The following is an 18,758-nucleotide window of genomic DNA, read 5'->3' on the forward strand; positions in this document are numbered from 1 at the left end:
CCCGGGGCCGGGGTGTCCGACACGGAGCGCGGCCGGGCGTGACACCCATGCCCGGAACCGTCCGGCCCGGCCATGTCAGGAAAAATCCCGACGCATGACATCCAGCAGTTGGCTCATGCGCGTGGTGTAGGTGTGTTCGGCCAGCACCCGACGTCTGGCGGCCTTGGCCATGCGGGTCCGCTCTTCGGGGTGGGCCAGGTAGTGGCGGGTCAGATCGACGATTTCACCGGGATGGTCGTACACCGCCATTTCCTTTCCGGGCTCGAACAAGGCCTCCATCTGGGCGCGCCGATCCGTCAGCAGAAAGGCCCCGCAGGCCGGCACGTCGAACACCCGCTGGTTGACCGCACCCTTCATCTGGAGACTGGTGCAGTTGAAGTTCACGTCGCTCAGGGGGTAAAAATCCGGCAACTGTTCGTAGTAGGACAGTTCGGGCAGGCGGGTGAACTCGTCTTCGTGTCCCTGGAAGGTGGCCAGCCACCCCTCGTCGCCCACGATGAGCGGGGAAAAGGGCATAAGCTCCCGAAGGCAGCGCCGGCGGTAGCGCCGGGTGGATTCCCAGATGACCGCCGTCTCGAAAGCCAGTTGCCGGGACGCATTCCCCAGGGCCGCGAACTCTTCCGTCAGGTCCGGGCGGTATTCGGCCAGATAGGCGCGTACGCTCCAGGCCGGGTGGTCGCCGAAGCCCTCGGCCAGTTCGGCGAAGGCCCCGAGCAGCCCCGGAGTGGGTCTGGAGTATTCCAGCCGCAACGCGGTCTTGATCACCATGGAGTTGCCCACGAAGCTCACTCTGGCCCGCCAGGGCCTGTCGCGCCCTTCGTGGCGGCCCGGGGCGAAGCGCTGCTCGTCCGTGGCCAGGGGCAGGTAATAGACGTTGGTGAAGCCGCTGCGGCGCAGGGGTTCCAGATTGTCGGCGTCCCAGGTGAACATGGCCGTGCGCTTGGCCGCCGGACGCCGGTAGATGGCCAAGGCCAGGTAGGGGTTGTCCACGAACCAGGAGGCCAGGGGGATGTCCATGCGCGACAAGAGGCCGGTGAGCAGGCCTTCGTGGTCAACGCCCAGGTGGTTGACGGTCAGCGCGAAATGCGGACGCAGGGTCTTGAGCGAGCGCACCAGCCGGGGCAGGTGGTCGTCAAGGGCCACCTCGTCGCCTCCGGTGTCCAGATAGTCGTATTCCACGCCCAAACGGTCGAAGGCGCGCATCACCTCGCCGCAGAGAAAGTAGCGGCTGGTGATCAAAAGCACCCTGGGACCGGCCATCGCTCTATTGTCCCGTCAGGGAGGCGGCTTCTTCCGGGGTCTTGGCCACGGTAAAATAGCTCATGAGTTGCACGAGATTCAGGGTTTTTTCCACCTGGGGGCTGGGGCGTAGCAGCACCAGGGTCTTGCCCATGCTCTGCATGCGGGTGTTGCAGGCCACAAGAAAGCCGATGCCCGAGGAGTCCATGAAGTTGACTTCCGAAAGGTCGAGCACCAGGGCGCGGTGGCCGCTCTTTTCCAGGGCGGACTCCACTTCGCGTTTGAGTCCCTGGGTCATCTCCACGGTTATTTCGCCCTTGCAGCGGCACAGCAGCGCGCCGTCGAAAGGCTGCCAGATCAGGTTCTCCACGATTCCTTCCTTATGATCTTGACGATGTGCAGCACGTTTTCCCGACCCGCCCGATAGATCCGGCAGATGTCGGAAAGCTTGCGAATGAGAAACATGCCACGTCCGCATTCGGAGTCGGGTCCCGGATTGTCGAAATTGACCTTGCCCTCGAACCCCTTGCCCCAATCCACGATGGTCAACTCCACACTCTGGCCGGGCCGGACGGTCAAGCGCACCTCCATGTCGCCCTCCCCGCCCTGGTAGGCGTGGCGGGTGATGTTGGCGCAGGCCTCGGTGAGCATGATGTCCAGATCGTGCAGCACGTCCTCGTCGGACACCCATTCGCCGATGGCGGCGACCACTTCGCGGGCCAACTGGCGGCTGCGTCCGGGCGAGGACACGGCCCTGAACACCCTGGTCTGCGGCTTGCCGATGGTCACCCGCAGGGCGGTGACGTCGTCGAGAAACACCGGGCCGGCCTGGGCTTCGCCGGAAAGCTCGCCGAGCAGGTTGGCCAGGGAGAAACGCCCGGAGAGCATCATTTCCCGGGCCAGTTCCTGGAAGCGCTCCAACCCGTAGATGCCGCCCGACGGGGTGCGCCACTCGTACCAGCCGTCCGTATAGAGAAACAGCTCGGAGGGTTTTTCCACGCCGATGGTCACCGGTTTGAGCTTCTGGTTGAAAAACCCGAGCACCGAGGCCGTCGGCTCCAGGACTTCCACCTTGCCGCCCTGCCAGAGGAGCGCCGGACAATGCCCGGCGTTAATGTAGGTGATCTCGGAGAGGTCGGGAGCGATATCGGCCCCGAACATGCTCACGAAATCCGGCTCCTCGCCGATGGAGGACAACAGATGATGGCTGGCCAGGCCGAAGGTTTCGGCCAGGCTCAGGTAGTGGATCTCGGAGACGCGCACCAGGGTGCGCACCACGGCCATGAGGAAGGCGGCCCTGGCCCCGTGGCCGGACACGTCGGCCATCACCACCCGCACGCCGCCGCCCGGAAGGTTGAAGAAATCGTAGTAGTCGCCGCTGGCCCGGCCCGACGGATGATAGAAGCAGTCCACGGCGGTGTCCCCGGCCGGGGCCTGGCAGTCGGGCAACAGCCGGCGTTGCAGGCCGGCCACCAGGTCGATCTCGCGGCTTATGCGCTCGTAGGCCATGCGCAGGCGGCGGGTGAGCGTCACCTGGCGGGCGGCGGCGCCCACCCGGGCCAAAAGCTCCTCCCGGTCGAACGGCTTGGCCAGGAAGTCGTTGGCGCCGGCGGCGAAGGCCTTGGCCTTGAGGGGCATGCTGTCCTGCGCCGTGAGCACGATGATTTGCACCTCGTGGTCCTGGGCGGTCTGGCGCACGTGCTCCATGACCTCGATGCCCGACTTCACGGGCATGTTCATGTCCAAGATGATGATGTCGGGCTTGAACTGGGCGTGGGCCTTGATGGCCTGAAGGCCGTCCGTGGCGCTTTGCAGGGTGTAGCATTGGCCCAGAATGTAGACGAGCAGGCGCAGGACCGTGCTCGAATCGTCCACAACCAGAATGCGTACGTCGTTTTTTGCGCCGCTCATCGTGAAAAGTCCGCGCTGTCGAGAAGGACCGTGACCGGCCCCTGGTTGGTGAGGGTGACGTCCATATCGGCTCCGAACACGCCGCACTCCACTCGTCCGGGCAGGCGGGCGCGCATGTCGGCCGCGAAGCGGTCGAACAAGATCCTGGCCACGGGACCGGGCGCGGCCCCGTCAAAACTCGGCCTCCTGCCACGGCGGCAGTCGGCGTACAGGGTGAACTGCGGCACCAGGAGCAATCCGCCTCCCCGGTCGGCCACGCTCAGGTTCATGCGGCCCTGGTCGTCGGAAAACAGACGCAGGACCGCCAGCTTGTCGGCCATGGCCTTCCACCAGGGACGTTGGGGCGCGTCCGCGTCGTCGTGCGCGCCAAAGCCCACCAGAACGACCAGCCCCTGATCGATGGCCCCGACGCGCTCCCCGGCCACATCCACCCGGCCCTGGCGCACACGCTGCACCAGAAGCCTCACGAGACCTCGAAGTAGGTGGCCTTGCTGGTGCGCTTTTCGTACACGCTGACCTCGGCCACCTGGGCGGGAGCGCCGGCCAACAGCCGCCCCAACTCCCAGTAGATGAACCGGGCCAGGTTCTCGGCCGTGGGATTGCGGCGCGTGAAATAGGGCACGTCGTTGAGGTGCTTGTGGTCGAGCTTGTCCAACACCTGGCCCAGCTTGGCCTTGAGCTCCTTGAAATCCATGAGCATCTCGGTGTCTTCGGTCAGGCGGTCGCCCTCGAACACGGCCTCCACGAGAAAATTGTGTCCGTGCAGGGACTCGCACGGTCCCTGGTAGTTTCGCAGGCAGTGCGACGAGGAAAACTCGCCGCAAATGGTCAACCGGAAGACGCCCCGGCGTCCCCCCTGGCGGGCGGAAACGGTTTTGGCTTCTGGAGTGGCGTTCATGGCGCTCCTTCAAGGGGTTGTTGCATGCGGTTCCCGGCCGTCGGCTCCGGCGGCGGGGGCTCTCGCGGCCCGGCCGCTTCGCCCGGGCCGCGTGCTCCGACGCCGGGCGGCGCTTTCGGGCCAACGGCTCCCGGAGCCGTCTCCCGTCTGCGGCGCAGGCCTTGCCTCCGGCTTCCCGGCGCGGACGAACCGAACTTAAGCCGGCTGGGCTTCCGGCACGCCGGCCAGATAGTCGTCCACGTCGCGCCAGAAGTCCGGGCAGGGAGCGACCCGCAGTTCTTCGGGCAGTCCCACCAGGCACTCCACCCGGGCGAAACACAGGCGCAGGTGCACGTCCGCCTGGCCGGGATACCTATGAAATATTTCCGCAAGGGCCGCAAGGGAGGGTTTGGCCGAGGCCTCCACCCGCACCTCCACGGGCTCCTCGCCCGCCTGCACGGCCTCCACCAGGGGTTTGGCGTCCTGCACGTCGAGCTTGACCTTGGCCGGGGGTTCGCCCTCGGCCTGGTCCTGCTGCGACCCGTTGATCTTGGCCGTAATAAGCAGGGGCTGGTCGCCCGCGATCACCTCGCGCAGTTTGAGAAACGACTCGGGGAAAAAGATGCCCTCGGCCTCGCCGCCCATATCCTCCAGGCCCATGAAGGCCATGCGGTCGCCCTTCTTGGTGATGATCTCCTTGCGGGTGGTGATGACGGCGGCCACCTTGACCTCGGTTCCGGCGGGAAACCCCCGGCAGTCCTGCAGGGCGCGCACGCCCATGCGGCGCAGGTCGCGCACGTAGGCCTTGAGGGGGTGGCTGGTCAGGTAAAAGCCCAGGGCCTCCTTTTCGTAGGCCATGAGCTGCTCGTGGCTCCACTCCGGCACCTGGGCCTCCTCGCAGGAGAGCCCCACGCCGCTGGTCTTGGTCTTGGGGACCGGCGCCAGGGCCATGAGCGACAACTGGCCGCGGGCCTTGTCTTCGGCGCGCTTCTGGGCCTGGCCCACCACCTTGTCGATGCTGGCCACGAGCGCGGCGCGGGGCACGTCGAAGCTGTCCATGGCCCCGGCCTTGATCAGGTACTCGAACACCCGTTTGGTCACCTTGCGCAGGTTCACCCGGCAGGCCACGTTGAAAAAGCTCTCGAAGGGGCCGTTTTTTTCCCGCTCGGCCACGATTTCGTTGATGGCTTCCGCGCCCACGTTCTTGATGCCGGCCAGGCCGTAGACAATTCTGTCGTCCACGACGCTGAAGTGGCGCATGGACAAGTTGACTGTCGGCGGCAGCACCTCGATGTCGCGGTCCTGGCAGTCGGCGATGTACTTGAGGACCTTGTCCTGGTTTTCAATGTCCGACGTGATGAGCGCGGCCATGAAGGCCACGGGAAAGTGGGCCTTCAGATAGGCCGTGTGGTAGCTGATCAGGGCGTAGGCCGCCGAGTGCGACTTGTTGAAGCCGTACTCGGCGAACTTCTCCATGAGGTCGAAGATTTCGTTGGCCTGGGTCTCGGGGATCTTCTTCTCTTTGGCCCCGGAGAGGAACCTGGCCCGCTGCTGGGCCATTTCCTCGGCGTTTTTCTTGCCCATGGCCCGGCGCAGGAGGTCGCCCTCGCCCAGGGAGTACCCCGAGAGCACCTGGGCGATCTGCATGACCTGCTCCTGATAAACGATAACCCCGTAGGTGGGCTTGAGGGCGCCCTCCAGGTCCGGGTGGGGATAGGACACCTCCACCTGGCCGTGCTTGCGCTTGATGAACTCCTCCACCATGCCCGAACCCAGCGGTCCCGGACGGTACAGGGCCAGCATGGCGATGATGTCCTCGAAGCAGTTGGGCTTGAGCTGGCGCAGGTACTTGCGCATGCCGTCGGACTCCACCTGGAAGATGCCGTCGGTGTCGCCCTTGCAAAAGAGGTCGTAGGTGGCCGGGTCGTCCAGGCCCAGGGTGTCCAGGTCGGGCGGGGTCTTGCCCATCTCGCGGATGATGTCCAGGGCGTCCTGGATCACGGTCATGGTCTTGAGGCCCAGAAAGTCAAACTTGACCAGGCCGACCTTCTCCACCCGTTTCATGTCCCACTGGGTGACGATTTCCTGGTTCTTGCCCTGGTAGAGCGGCACATACTCGGTCATGGGCTTGTCGGAGATGACCACCCCGGCCGCGTGGGTGGAGGCGTGGCGCGACAACCCCTCCAGGCGGCGCGACACGTCGATGAGCCGGGAGATCTTGGGGTCCTGCTCCATGAGGGCGGAAAGTTCCGGCGTCATGGCCAGGGCCTTGTCGATGGTCATCTTCAGGTCTTCGGGGATGAGCTTGGCGATGCGGTCGGTCTCGGCGAAGCTCATGCCCAGCGCCCGGCCCACGTCGCGCACCACGGCCTTGGCCTTCATGGTGCCGAAGGTGGTGATCTGGGCCACGGAGTCGCGACCGTACTTTTCCGACACGTAGCGGATCACTTCCGTTCGCCGGCGTTCGCAGAAGTCCACGTCGATATCGGGCATGGACACGCGTTCGATGTTGAGAAACCGTTCGAACAGCAGATCGTAGGGCAAGGGGTCGAGGTTGGTGATGCGCAGGCTGTAGGCCACCAGGGACCCGGCCGCCGAGCCGCGTCCCGGTCCCACGGGGATGCCGTGCCCCTTGGCCCAGTTGATGAAGTCCTGCACGATGAGAAAGTATCCGGGGAACCCCATCTTGGTGATGACGTCCAGTTCGTAGTCCAGGCGGTCCCAGTACCGCTTGGCCTCGGCCTCGGAGAGGTCGCGCTTGGCCAGGCGGTCCTTGAGGCCCTGGCGGGCCATCTCGGCCATCTCGTCGTCCAGGGACTTGCCCGGGTCCACTTCGTAGACCGGAAAATGGTAGGTCTTGAGATCGAGCTTGAGGTCCACCCGGTCGGCTATGGCGCAGGTGTTGGCCAGGGCCTGGGGCTGTTCGGGAAAATCCCGGGCCATCTCGTCCGGGCTCTTGTAGTAGAGCTGCTGGGTGGTGAACCGCATGCGCTTGACATCGTCCACCTGGGCCTGGGTCTGTATGCACAGGAGCACGTCGTGGGCCGAGGCGTCGTCGGCGTTCAAATAGTGGCAGTCGTTGGTGGCCACCAGGGGCAGGCCGGTCTTGTCGGCCAGTTCGACCACCATCGCGTTGAGCACGGCCTGTTCGGGCAGGTCGTTGGCCTGAAGCTCCAGATAGAGCCTGTCGGGAAAGAGTTCCATGTACCGGCGGGCCATGGCCAGTCCGGCTTCCGGGCCTTCCTTGAGCAGGGCCTGGTGGATTTCCCCCTTGAGGCAGGCGGAAAGGGCGATGACGCCCTCGTTGTGTTCGGCCAGAAGCTCCTTGTCCACGCGGGGCTTGTAGTGAAACCCCGTCAAATAGCCCTCGCTGGTCAACTTGAGCAGGTTGCGAAACCCGACCTCGTTCTGGGCCAGAAGCACCAGATGGTATCCGGCGTCGCGCGGGGAGCGGGCGTTTTTTTCGCGCCGGCTTCCCTTGGCCACATACACCTCGCAGCCGAGAATGGGTTTGATGCCCGCATCCTTGCAGGCCTGATAGAAGACCAGGGCCCCGTGCATGTTGCCGTGGTCGGTGATGGCGGCGGCCGGGCAGCCGAACTCCACGGCGCGCTTGACCAGGTCCTTGATGCGGATGGCCCCGTCGAGCAGGGAATATTCGGTGTGGCAGTGCAAGTGAACAAAGTTGGCCATGGGGGGAACCCTAAGAGGGAGAGAGCGCGCGACCAAGCGGCGCGAAACCGGATGGCGGCTTCGGTCGCCGGAGCGCGAAACGCCGGACGCTTCGCCGCTGGAGGCTCGGCGCAGGACCAGCGCGCTGCTTCCTACAAGTTGTGAACGTATCGGGCAAGCCATGGCGCAAGGGGGCGCATGGCTTCGGAACCTCTATCCGCGTCGTCGCGGTTTTATTCTAATACTTGGGCCGTTCGCGCACAACCCGAATCGCGCGGCGTATGGCGGTTTCGATATGGCACTCCTTGACGGGCTCCTTGAGGATGATGGTGGCCCTCTGCGCGTAGCGCGAGGGCAGGAGGTTGAGCGTAAGGGCGTAAATATCCTGCACGTCCAGGGGGTCCGGAGTGAAATCTTCGGCCATTTCGTCGAGCACGCGCTCGAGGACTTTGGCCACGCGGCATTCGTTCCTGTTCCTGATTCCTTCCAGGGGAACGCCTCGTATTTCCAGCGGCGGTTTTTTCGGCATGATCGATCCTCCGGATACAACCTCCCTTGCGGGTTGTTTTCTTATAATACCCATATTTGGCCTCGGTGAAAAGGGCCAACCGAAACAAGAAGCGCTCCTCGGACGTTCTAAGCCTTCAGCCCCACTCCGGGATGTTCATTCTGTCCCGGATTCCAATCGGATGAACGCTTTTCGGCTGGAAATTCCCCGCGCGCCGACCGGACACCCCCCCTCGGAAAACGCGAAACCGGCCTCGGACGCGTGCATGCCGCGTCCGAGGCCGGTTCGATTGGTCGAAAAGGCGCTCAGCGATGCTTCTCGTGCCAGGCCCAGGCCGTGGACACGATGGTTTCGATATCGCCCAGGGCCGGTTTCCATCCCAGAAGCTCCATGGCCCGGTCGGCGCGGGCGTAGAGGCCCGGCGGGTCCCCGGGACGGCGCGGTCCTTCCTTGACCGGGGTGGTCTTGCCCGAAACCTTTTCCACGGCGCGTATCACCTCGCGCACGGTCTGGCCGTTGCCCGTCCCCAGGTTCACGGTCAGGCTCTCGCGTTTGCGGCGCAGGAAGTCCAGGGCCAGGATGTGGGCCTGGGCCAGGTCGCTGACATGAATGTAGTCGCGCACGCAGGTGCCGTCGCGGGTATCGTAGTCCGTGCCGAAGATCTCCACCTGGCCGCGCCGGCCCTGGGTGGCGTAGATCACCAGGGGAATAAGGTGGGTCTCGGGGTCGTGGTCCTCGCCGATTTCCCCGTCGGGATCGGCCCCGGCGGCGTTGAAATAGCGCAGGCTGGCGTGCTTGATGGCATAGGCCTGATCGAAGTCGCGCAGGGTCTGCTCCATCATGAGCTTGGTCCAGCCGTAGGGATTGATGGGCTTTTGCGGATGATCCTCGCGCAGCGGCAGCTCTTGCGGCACGCCGTAGGTAGCGCAAGTACTGGAGAACACGATGTTTTCGCACCCGGCCCGGCGCATGGCCGAAAGCAGCGACAGGGTCCCGGCCACGTTGTTGCGGTAGTACTTTTCCGGGTCAGACACGGACTCGCCCACGTAGGCGAAGGCCGCGAAGTGCATGACCGCGACCGGCCGATACTCGGCGAAAACCGCGTCCAGGGCCTGGCCGTCCAGAATGTCGCCCTTGACCAGCGGCCCCCACTTCACCGCCCACTCGTGACCGTAGACCAGGCTGTCGAAGGCGACGGGCTCGAAACCGGCCCGGCTCAGGGCCTTGCAGGTGTGCGAGCCGATGTAGCCCGCCCCGCCCGTGACGAGAATGCGTTCTTTGCTCATGGATTGGCTCCGTCGGTATCCACGGCCCGGCCCAGGACGACCTCGCGCGGTTGTCCCCTGCGATCCCAGGTCATGGTGAGTTCGTTGTAGAAGTTGGTCACCCGAACGCGCACCGTGAGGACCTGCCCGGGCTCGAGCTTGTCCACGCCCAGAAGCCCGGAGGACAGCAGGCCTTCCACCTGAATGTGGGGCAGGGGCTTGTCCAGGGCCTGCAGACGTCCGGCCGTGTCCAGGCGTTCCACGGGTTTGTCGTTCTCATAGCGCCAGAGCTGGGGAACCAACTCGAAGCGGCCCGGCCACACCGAATGGGGCCGGGGCGAAAGGTGCGCGGCGAAGTGACGTTCCCCCGCGCCCGCGTCCACGTAAAAGTGGATCTGGTACGTCTCGGACAGCGGATACTCCCCCTGATAGTCCAGCAGACTCAAGTCCACGTAGTTGCCGGCGATGTTGAAAAAGTACAGCCCTTCCGGCCCCCAGGCCAGGTGGACGTCGCCGAAGGGCACATAGGGGGACGGCGTGTGAAAGCCCAGGAGGCGGGTGTCGGCCTTGCGCGGCCAGTCCAGGAGCGAACCGTCGCCGAGGCTCTTGTCCTTGGCGCGCAGGAGTACGATTTGCGCGCTCTCCGGGGGAACGGACTCCCACCGGCTGGAGGCGTGCCGGCCGGCCAGGGTGGGGTTTTGCCTGGCCAGGGTCTCGGTCAAGAGTTCGTAGGGCCGGTTGTCGTTGTCCACCAGGCCCATGTTGAAGTCCTCGCCGTCGTTTCGGCCCCCCGAGGGCTCGTCGGTATACTGGAACCAGTGCGTTCCGGCCACGTTGGGAAAGCCCGCGAAGTTGGCCATGGCGGCCGCGGCTCCCCTGGCCCGCTGCTCCTGGGTGTCGACATGCATGAGGTGGCCGTTGTTGGCGTTGCCGCTGCGATTTTCCCTGGCGGCGAAAAAGAATTCCGAAATGAGCACCGGCGCGGGAGAAAGCTTGGCCAGCCCCTCGAAATAATACGGGGCCACCCAGCCGTCGGGACAATCCACGTTGTAGTTGGTGGAAAGCACGTCCACCAGGCCCTTTTGGGCCAGCACGGCGTCCTGGCAGTAGTAGAGCGGCAACCGGTCTCCCACCACCAGCACGCCGGGAGCGGCCTTGCGCACGGCCCGAAAGGCCACGTCGTAGTAGCGCCTGGCCACCAGGTAGGTGAAACGGCCGATGACCTTGATGCCGTGGCCGCCCGGGCGCAGTTTGAGCGAAGCCCCGGACGCCTTGAGCGACTCGAAGCCGTCCACGTCCTTGCCGGGAACGAAGTCCCGTGTGAGTTCTTCCCAACGGCCCTGATAGGTGTCGTAGAGCAGTCGCCAGAGCACCCGCTTGGAATAGATCCCCCAGTTCTGGGCCAGGTGCCAGGAAAACAGAGGCGCGTTCCACCAGCCCACCTCGTTGTCCGTGAACACGCCGATGAGCCGGGGGCCGTGCGGCAGGTCCTTGAGTATCCGGCGGGCCGTGTCCACGGCGACCTGATCCATCTCCGGCGCGAAGGCGTCGAACCAATGCAGGCGGGAGTTGCGGCCCAGATCGGTCTCGGGAATGATGGGCAGGCTCATGACCTTCGACTCTTCGGACCAGCCGCCCAGAGTGTTGAAGCCCCAGGATTCGAGCCGCTTCTGCGTGTCGGCACCCCAGTCTTCCAGGGAAGGATAATACCGGCCCCAATAGTAGGCCTTGCCGGCCTTGGCCTTGGCGTCGTTCTTGAAACCGTTCACCGTGTCGGCGCCGATGGAATAGAATGGCCGACCGGACGGATCGGACAGCCAGCGCACCCCGCCCCGTTCGAACGTGGACCAGCCTTCGGCCCGGGCCGGAGCGGTCGAAAAGACCAAAAGCAGGAAGCAACAAACCCAAAAAAGAGCAGGGGCTCCGCGCCGTAGCGAAAGGGCAAACCCCAAAGATGGGGTTTGCAAAAGCCGCGACGGGCGGCAAGGCCGCCCTGCTCCCTGCTGCGCTTCGCGCAGTGCTGCCGGCAAGCCGGCACCGCATCCCGTGGGAGAGGAAGCTCCCCCCCGGTCCCCCGTATTTTGGGCTCGCCCAAAAATAGCTTTCAAACCGACCTCACCCAACTTGAAGTTTTTGGGAGGGGGGGCCGGGGGGAACCTTTTGTTCACAAAAGGTTCCCCCCGTCTTCCCTCTTCCTTCCCCTTTCCTCATTCTTCTTCCGCCCTACAAGACTGCGCAAAAAATCGATTCTTGCAGCCGGTTCAAAGACCTTGTTGGCAAGGCGCGAAAAAAAGCCAAGCCCGAAGGGTAGTTCCCCTCCGTGAGGGTTTGACTTTTTTGGAGCACCGCAGCCAGCGAGGAGTTTTCGACCGGCTGCTACTCCAACGCGTCGGCCAGCAGCTTGGCCAACACCTTGTCCGAATCGAACCAGTCCTCGGCGAAACGACGCGCGGCCCGGGCGTGCTTGTCCCAATCGGCGCGCACGGCTTCGATGCCGGCCAGGGCTTGGTCTTCGTTCGTAAACGCGAGCACCCCTTCGCCCGTGGGCATGAACTCCGAAAACCCGGTGTCCTGCACCACGCAGGGGCGGCCGGCGGCCAGGTAGCAGGCGCTACGGCAGGAAAACCATCCGGATTTCGACGCCGCGTAGGCGTTCTTGGCCATGCTGAACTCGGCGAAGCTGTCCCAGATGTAGTCGCGGTAGAGCCAGGGCGTGGACGACTTGGCGAAACCGTCCTCCAGCTTCCAGCCCTTTTCGGCCAGCATCTCGCGCGGCGGCCGGCCCTGTCCCAGGGCCAACTCCAGCGTGGCGGAGGTCTTTTGCGGCAGATCGATGAAGCGCAAGAATTCCATGTTCTTGCCGCCGTACTGCACGCCGTCGATCTTGGGGCCGGACTCCTTGGGCTGCCAGGAGAGCACGGTGGTGAACGCCTGGGAAGCCGGCGGCCGGGGCGGGGTCCAGCAGTCCAGCACGATGGGTTGGCGGGTGGGACGCCAATCGAACACGCCCTTGGGAATCAGGCAGTCGTCCCGGCCGAAGTTCTCCGCGAAGCTGAAGAACCGGTCGTGCGACTTCATGTGCTCGACGTTCTTGATGTCCTTTTCCGTGGCCGTGCCGGCCAGATAATCGGGAATGCCGGCCTGCGTGTACATGGGGTCCGAGTCGATGAGCACCTTGACCGGTATGGACTGGTACTCCTCGCGCATCCAGAGCGTGGTGGAGATGTTGAACACCACGTCGGCCCGCTTGACCACGTCGGCCAGAGCCTCGCGGGAAAGCCCGTGGAAGTTGTCGCCCGGATCGCGCACGCAAAAGCGCTTGGCCAGGGCGGGGTCCAGGGCGGCCAGGTAATCCGTGATATACTGGACGTGATAACTGTAGTCCTCGGTGAAGGTGACGTTCACCGGATCGTAGGCCCAGCCGCCCGTGTCTTCGAGATAGTAGACGTCGTGGCCGAGCTTGTGAAACCCGTGCAGGTACTGGATGTAGTCCCAGGCGACGCCGCCCAGGGGATAGGTGCAGGCAAGGCCCGAGACGATGACGGTGCGTTTTTTCATGGCGTTGGCATTACGGTTTGGGATGGGGTTTTCTCTGGACGGTGACGTTCATCTTCTCGTCCACCTCCAGGGTCAGGAAGGCGCTCTTGCCGATGTAGTCGGAAATGGCGGCCAACACGTAGGGCATGGCGCGCGGAATGTCCTCCGGCAAGCCGGAGGTGGCCACGCGCACCTGCCAGAGGATGAAGTCGGGATCGTTCTTTTTGTATTTGGCCAAGTTCATGGCCTCGATGAGAAACGACAGGTCGTAGCGCACTTCCGGGCCCATGCCCCCGCGGCCCATGCCGAACATCCCCCCGCCCATGAATCCCGCCGTGGGCGAGGACCCAAGCGGGCTCGCGGTCAGCATTTCGTGCTCGGCGCTCAGATGCAGGCCCGTGGCCGTCTGCGCTTCCAGGTTCGACGGAGCGGCCATCGGAGCGAAAAATCCTCCGCCCGGGGCGTGGCCTGGCCGGACCGACCCCTTCACCGCGTAGGCCAAGTACACCACGAGTTCGGCCTGGTCGTAGCTCGTCACCTGCACGTAGCCCTTTTTCACCAGAAACTCGGCCAACTGCCGGGCCACGGCCTGGAACTTGGGATCGTCGATCTTGGCGTCCATGACCCCGGGAGCGACCAGGAACTTCGCTCCGACCTTGGCCGGATGGCCCGAGGACTCCACCCGCACCACATGTTTGGGCGCGGCGCAACCCGCCGCCGCAAGACATAGAAGCGCCAGCCCGACCAGGACCAAGCGAGCCAAGAGTACGGAAAATCGTTTCGCGCGCATGCTCTCACCGCCTGTTTCGTTGTCGAAACCACAGTGGGGACATCGCCCCGTTCGCCCCAAAAACTCCCCGACGCCGCAGGCGCGGACCCGCGCCCGCCGACGTGTTCCTCCCGCTTCCCCTAAGCCGCGCCTTCGACTTCCGGCGTTTTGGGCCGGCGTTCCTTGAGGGGAGCGAATTGCAGACTGTGCAGCCGGGCGAATTCCCCGCCCAGGTCGAGAAGTTCCTGGAAGGTGCCCATTTCCGAGATGGTCTTGTCCTTGACCACGAGAATGAGATCGGCCCGGCGCATCATGGACATGCGGTGGGCGATGACGAACGTGGTGCGATTTTGCATGAGCCGGTCCAGACTTTCCATGATGAGGGCCTCGGTGCCGGCGTCCAGGGCCGAGGTGGGCTCGTCGAGAATGAGCAGGGGCGCGTTCTTGAGGAGCGCCCTGGCAATGGCCAGGCGCTGGCGCTGCCCGCCCGAGAGGTTGGAGCCGCGTTCGTCGAGAACGGTGTCGTAGCCCTGGGGCATGGTCTCGACGAACTCGTGGGCGTTGGCCTGCCTGGCGGCTTCGATCACCTCTTCGCGGGTGGCGTTTTTCCTTCCATAGGCGATGTTGTCATGCACGCTCATGGGAAAGAGGTGGGTGTCCTGGAGCACGATGGCGATCTGCTGGCGCAGGCTCTTGAGAGTCACGCTCTTGAGATCCTGCCCGTCGATGACGATGCGGCCCTTCTGGGGGTCGTAGAAGCGAAGCAACAGGCTGATGAGCGAGGTTTTGCCCGCGCCGGTCTGCCCCACCACGGCGACGGTGGAGCCGCCGGGGCACACCACGTCGACGTTGGTGAGCACCGGGCGCGCGGGATCGTAGCCGAAGGTCACGCCCTCGAAGCGCACCTCGCCGTTCTTGATCTCCAGGGGTTTGGCGTCCGGGGCTTCGGGCATGGACTGGTCCTGGTCCATGATGTCCATGACCTGCTTGGCCTGGGCCAGCGATCCCCGGATGGCGGCCATGGTGGTGGAGAGATTGTTGAGCGGCGTATACAGGGTGGCCAGGTAGCCCAGGAACACGAGCAGCTCGCCGGTGGAGAGCTTGCCTTCCAGCACGTGGGTGGCCCCCACGTAAAGCACGAAGGCCGTTCCCGCGGCGGTGATGCCGCCGATGATCCAACCGTAGGCGGTCTGGAGCGAATAGAGGCTCAGCTTGCGGTCGAAGCTGTGCTTGGACTCGTCAACAAAGCGTTTGCGCTCTTCGTCCTCGCGGGCGAAGGCCTGCACCAGGGAGATGGACGAAAAGATGTTCTCCACCGTGGCGTAGACCTGCGACTCTTTCATGGTGCTTTCGTAGGTCAGCATGCCGATCTTCTTGCTCACGGCCGAAATGGCCAGGATAAGCAAGGGCACCACGCCCATGGCGTAGAGCGTAAGCACCGGGTCCACGCCCAGAAGCACCACGAGCATGCCGAACAGCAGCACCAGGCTGGTCAACGTGGAGAACACCCCGTTCATGAGCAGGGTTTGCACCGAATAGGTGTTGCTCATGAGTCCGAAGATGAGGTCCCCCGTGGGCCTGGTCTGGTGGAACAACAGGGACTGGCGCTGCAAGTGGTCGAAGAGGTCGCAGCGAAAATCCTGCACCATGTCCTGTCCCATGCGGATGGTGAGGTAGTTGTTGGCCAGTTGCACAAAGCCCACCAGAAAGTGGATGGCCACCAGGGACACGGCCACGATGAGCAGCTCGGTGGAGGTGGAGACCACTTCGGGCGGCAAGGTGAAGCCCAAAAATTCCAGGGGCTTCTTGGCTATCACCTGGTCCACGGCGATCTTGAGGGGCCAGGGCTTGAGCAGTTCGAGGGCGCTTTGCACCCCGACCATTGCCAGACAGAGCAGGAACAGCGGGGTGTAGGGCCGCAAGTATCCGAGGAGTTTCAGAAAAACGGCCATGATGGTGTGGGGGGGTTCGGGTTGACCGCAATCCGGGCCGGGGAGAAAATCTCCCCGGCCCGGGGTCTTACGCTAGAGCGTGGGCGATGTCACTTACTACTGAAGAGGGGCTTCCACGGCGGCGCGCACCGGCTCGGCCTGGGCGGACTGGTCGGGGGCCTGAACCAGGGCGGCTTCGGCCGTTTCCTCGTCGCGGGCGGCGGGGGCGGTCTTTACGGCCACGGCTTCGGACGTTTCCTCGGCGGGTTCGGCCGTTTCAGCTTCGACCGGGGCTTGGAGCGAGCAGCCGGGCTTGCAGGCCACGATGTGGTGGGACAGCCTGGTGGCCAGCGACGCGGCCTGGGCCATTTCACGGGCGACCCACAGGGCGGTGAAGGCGGCGGCTCCGCCCAGGCACGCGGCCGGAATCAGGGCCTTGAAGGCCAGGCAGCCCAGACCCGCGACAGTGAGCGCTCCCACCAGGCCCATGGCCACGCGGGTGGGCAGAATGGAGCCGGCCAGGCGCACGAACCGCTTTTCCCCGCCGTGGTGTTCGACCGTGACGCGCAGGCGCATGGCGGTGAGCAGGCCGGGCTGCACGCGCAGGTCCCACGGGGCGTTGCCGGAAGAGGCGAACCCGTTGTCCGTGGAGTGGGTCACGTTCAAGGTGCGCAGCACGCGCAGGATGTGGTCGAGCACCTCTTCGCGCTCCAGCGAGCGGGAGTTCCAAAAGTAGCGATGGAAGGTCGCGCCGTGGCGGGCCAGCGAGAAGGCGTCCTTGATCTTGGACCACAGGCCGTAGCGAGGCAGGTTGGCCTCTTCGGGCAGGCCCAACACCGCCATGTTGGAGCGCTTGATGCCCTTGCGTCCGGCCCGGCGCAGCGCGATGAGCGTCTGGTAACGGGCCTTGCCGCGCAACCAGGGCTGCAACAGGGTCAGGATGGCGATGGTCGTGCGGGCGAGCACGGTGTCGTGGCGCGCGGGCAGCTTGGCCTGGGCCGCGCGGTGAATCACGAAGCACAGGGTGGTGATGGCCATGAGCGCGGCCGGAATGGCGGCCCAGGGCGTGAGCGCGGTGAACGCGGCCATGGCCACGGAGCACACCATCCATTCGAAGGAAAGCGGCAGGTAGGCCAGCAGGCTTCCCTTGGGCTCGTACAGGGTCTGGAACAGCCCCGACCCGAACACGCCGTGGTAGATCACCGGCCTGGCGCCGAGCAGCACGCCCGATATGTCGCCGTAGATGCGCCCGGCCCAGCGGGAGTTGCCCAGCATGTTGAAGCGGTGCTGGTGCTTGGGCATGAGCAGGGCTTCGGCGCAGCCGTAGCCCTTCTGCTGCTTGAAGTAGGCGCGGATGGTGTTGCGGCGGTGGTGCCAGACCATCATGCCGGCGTGAAAGCCGATGATGTTGCCCTGGTCCATGAGCCGCCAGCACACGTCCACGTCGTCGCCGGCCGCGCGATAGGTGGCGTCGAAGCCGCCGATCTCCATGAGGCGTTCCTTGCGGTAGGCCATGTTGCAACCCGGGATGTGCTCGGCGATCTCGTCGGTGAGCAGCACGTGGGTGGGCGCGCCGGGGGACACGGCCACGCAGGCGGCGGTGCGGTTGTCTTCGGGCGGGGGCAGGTTGGGCCCGCCCACGGCGGCGAAGGTCTCGTTCTGGAAGGCCTGGGCCATGTAGGTCAGCCAATGGGGATCCACGTAGCAGTCCGAGTCGGTGTAGGCCACGATCTCGCCCTGGGAGGCGTACATGCCCACGTTGCGCGCGGCGCTCAGTCCCAGGTTGGGCTGATGAATCACGTGGATGAAGGGGAACTTGGCCGCGTACTTGTCCGAGATTTCTCCGGTCTTGTCCGTGGAGCCGTCGTCAACAACGATCACTTCGAAGTTGGGGTACTCCACATGCTGGAAGCTGGCCAGGCAGCCTTCCATGGTGGACTGGGCGTTGTAGGCGCACACCACCACGGAAATCATGGGCAACCGGGCCGGCAGGGGCGGCAGGGTTCCTCCGTAGGCCTTGGCCACGGCATGGTAGGCCGCCTTGGGCTTGCGGTCGGCGTCCACCATGCCGAAAGCCCAATCCTCGATAAGGTGTCCGCCGGTGTACCATTCGTCGGTCCAGGCGAAGACCATGGTGCCGGAGACACCCTCTTCGAAGGCGGCCTTCACCTGCCAGTCCAGAAAATCGGCCTGGGCCTGTTCGCCGTGGCGCATGGAGTCCATGCCGAACTCGGACAACACCAGGGGCATGTCGCAGGCGATGTTCTGCAACCGCTTGACGTAGGGGCGAAACGCCTTCTCGTCGTGCAGGTAGACGTTGACCGAGAGGAAGTCCAAAAAGGGCAGCTTCAGGTACTCGGTCGAGGGGTAGTTGGCGTAGGTGACCAGGGCGCCGGGATCGTTCTCGCGCACGATCTTGGCCAGCTTGGCCAAGAACTTCTCCACCTTGTGGGCCCCGTGCCAGCGCACGATGTGGCTGGGGATCTCGTTGCCGATCAGGTAGGCCAGCACGGCCGGATGCCCGGAGCAGGCCCTGGCCGCGTCGCGCATGGCGTCCTTGATCTGTTCCTTGACTTCCCACTGGTCGAGAAAACACAGGTGCTGCGGCCAGGGCACCCCCACCATCACGTGAATACCGTGCCGGGCGGCGGTGTCGAGAAACCACTTGGGCGGCACGTAGTACACGCGAATGGAGTTCACGCCGATGGCGCGCATGAGGCGGAAGTCCTCGGCCACACGTTCGGCTTCGGGCAGAGGCTCGCCGTTTTCGTTTTCCGGGAACGGACCGTAGGTCACGCCCTTGATGAAAAACTTGGCGTCGCCGTGGAACAGAAAACGTCCGTGTACCCGGGGGCGTTCGAAAATGCCGTGGGTCGCGTTTCCGCCTTCGATCTGGAACATGGAAGCCTTGTCCTTTCGGCCTGTTGGCCGCATATTCGTTTGGTTTACGCCGGCGGCGGCGTCTTGTCCGCCGCCTGAATCCGCCTGGGCGGCTTGGCCGCGCGTGGCGTGTTCGGCGTCATTAGCAAACGGTATGCCAGATCGAAAA

General features: G+C 64.6%; 13 protein-coding genes. All 13 read right to left on the minus strand.

All coding sequences use genetic code 11. The annotated features are described in order from the left end of the window. Positions 1–75: 75 nt before the first annotated feature. Positions 76–1,260 (minus strand): CgeB family protein, encoded by a 1,185-nt coding sequence (locus ACYQ01_RS04875; RefSeq protein WP_459932704.1) that lies wholly within the window; start codon positions 1,258–1,260, stop codon positions 76–78. Between the two features lie 4 nt (positions 1,261–1,264). Beyond that, on the minus strand, positions 1,265–1,609 hold the full coding sequence (locus ACYQ01_RS04880) for an STAS domain-containing protein (protein ID WP_459932705.1): 345 nt from the start codon (positions 1,607–1,609) through the stop codon (positions 1,265–1,267). Beyond that, positions 1,597–3,150 (minus strand): SpoIIE family protein phosphatase, encoded by a 1,554-nt coding sequence (locus ACYQ01_RS04885; protein ID WP_459932706.1) that lies wholly within the window; start codon positions 3,148–3,150, stop codon positions 1,597–1,599. Before ACYQ01_RS04885 ends, ACYQ01_RS04880 begins: the two co-directional genes overlap by 13 nt. Next, positions 3,147–3,617: a D-aminoacyl-tRNA deacylase gene (dtd, locus tag ACYQ01_RS04890; RefSeq protein ID WP_459932707.1), complete on the minus strand. Its 471-nt coding sequence runs from the start codon at positions 3,615–3,617 to the stop codon at positions 3,147–3,149. The genes ACYQ01_RS04885 and dtd overlap by 4 nt, the downstream gene beginning before the upstream one ends. Then, complete coding sequence (gene queD / locus ACYQ01_RS04895) at positions 3,614–4,048, minus strand: 6-carboxytetrahydropterin synthase QueD (protein WP_459932708.1); 435 nt, start codon at positions 4,046–4,048, stop codon at positions 3,614–3,616. Before queD ends, dtd begins: the two co-directional genes overlap by 4 nt. Before the next feature lie 195 nt (positions 4,049–4,243). Next, positions 4,244–7,720, minus strand: a complete 3,477-nt coding sequence (gene dnaE / locus ACYQ01_RS04900) for a DNA polymerase III subunit alpha (protein ID WP_459932709.1) — start codon at positions 7,718–7,720, stop codon at positions 4,244–4,246. A gap of 217 nt (positions 7,721–7,937) precedes the next feature. Further along, a complete protein-coding gene (locus ACYQ01_RS04905) occupies positions 7,938–8,282 on the minus strand; it encodes a late competence development ComFB family protein (protein ID WP_459932710.1) in 345 nt (114 codons plus the stop codon). 230 nt (positions 8,283–8,512) lie between these two features. Beyond that, entirely contained in the window at positions 8,513–9,493 is a 981-nt protein-coding gene (gene galE / locus ACYQ01_RS04910) for a UDP-glucose 4-epimerase GalE (protein ID WP_459932711.1), read from the minus strand. Next, complete coding sequence (locus ACYQ01_RS04915) at positions 9,490–11,358, minus strand: hypothetical protein (RefSeq protein WP_459932712.1); 1,869 nt, start codon at positions 11,356–11,358, stop codon at positions 9,490–9,492. Before ACYQ01_RS04915 ends, galE begins: the two co-directional genes overlap by 4 nt. Positions 11,359–11,848: 490 nt before the next feature. Beyond that, on the minus strand, positions 11,849–13,030 hold the full coding sequence (locus tag ACYQ01_RS04920; protein WP_459932713.1) for a glycosyltransferase: 1,182 nt from the start codon (positions 13,028–13,030) through the stop codon (positions 11,849–11,851). A gap of 10 nt (positions 13,031–13,040) precedes the next feature. Then, positions 13,041–13,799: a hypothetical protein gene (locus ACYQ01_RS04925; RefSeq protein WP_459932714.1), complete on the minus strand. Its 759-nt coding sequence runs from the start codon at positions 13,797–13,799 to the stop codon at positions 13,041–13,043. A gap of 119 nt (positions 13,800–13,918) precedes the next feature. Continuing rightward, positions 13,919–15,730 (minus strand): ABC transporter ATP-binding protein, encoded by a 1,812-nt coding sequence (locus ACYQ01_RS04930; protein ID WP_459932715.1) that lies wholly within the window; start codon positions 15,728–15,730, stop codon positions 13,919–13,921. 96 nt (positions 15,731–15,826) lie between these two features. Further along, on the minus strand, positions 15,827–18,610 hold the full coding sequence (locus tag ACYQ01_RS04935) for a glycosyltransferase family 2 protein (protein WP_459932716.1): 2,784 nt from the start codon (positions 18,608–18,610) through the stop codon (positions 15,827–15,829). Positions 18,611–18,758: the final 148 nt, after the last annotated feature.

The organism is Fundidesulfovibrio butyratiphilus (assembly GCF_054657235.1).

Coding starts and splice junctions, on each gene's coding strand:
- ACYQ01_RS04925 (WP_459932714.1), bottom strand. CDS start 13,799: ATGCGCGCGAAACGATTTTCCGTACTCTTGGCTCGCTTGGTCCTGGTC.
- ACYQ01_RS04905 (WP_459932710.1), bottom strand. CDS start 8,282: ATGGGTATTATAAGAAAACAACCCGCAAGGGAGGTTGTATCCGGAGGA.
- ACYQ01_RS04875 (WP_459932704.1), bottom strand. CDS start 1,260: ATGGCCGGTCCCAGGGTGCTTTTGATCACCAGCCGCTACTTTCTCTGC.
- ACYQ01_RS04935 (WP_459932716.1), bottom strand. CDS start 18,610: ATGTTCCAGATCGAAGGCGGAAACGCGACCCACGGCATTTTCGAACGC.
- ACYQ01_RS04920 (WP_459932713.1), bottom strand. CDS start 13,030: ATGAAAAAACGCACCGTCATCGTCTCGGGCCTTGCCTGCACCTATCCC.
- ACYQ01_RS04930 (WP_459932715.1), bottom strand. CDS start 15,730: ATGGCCGTTTTTCTGAAACTCCTCGGATACTTGCGGCCCTACACCCCG.
- queD (WP_459932708.1), bottom strand. CDS start 4,048: ATGAACGCCACTCCAGAAGCCAAAACCGTTTCCGCCCGCCAGGGGGGA.
- dnaE (WP_459932709.1), bottom strand. CDS start 7,720: ATGGCCAACTTTGTTCACTTGCACTGCCACACCGAATATTCCCTGCTC.
- ACYQ01_RS04885 (WP_459932706.1), bottom strand. CDS start 3,150: ATGAGCGGCGCAAAAAACGACGTACGCATTCTGGTTGTGGACGATTCG.
- galE (WP_459932711.1), bottom strand. CDS start 9,493: ATGAGCAAAGAACGCATTCTCGTCACGGGCGGGGCGGGCTACATCGGC.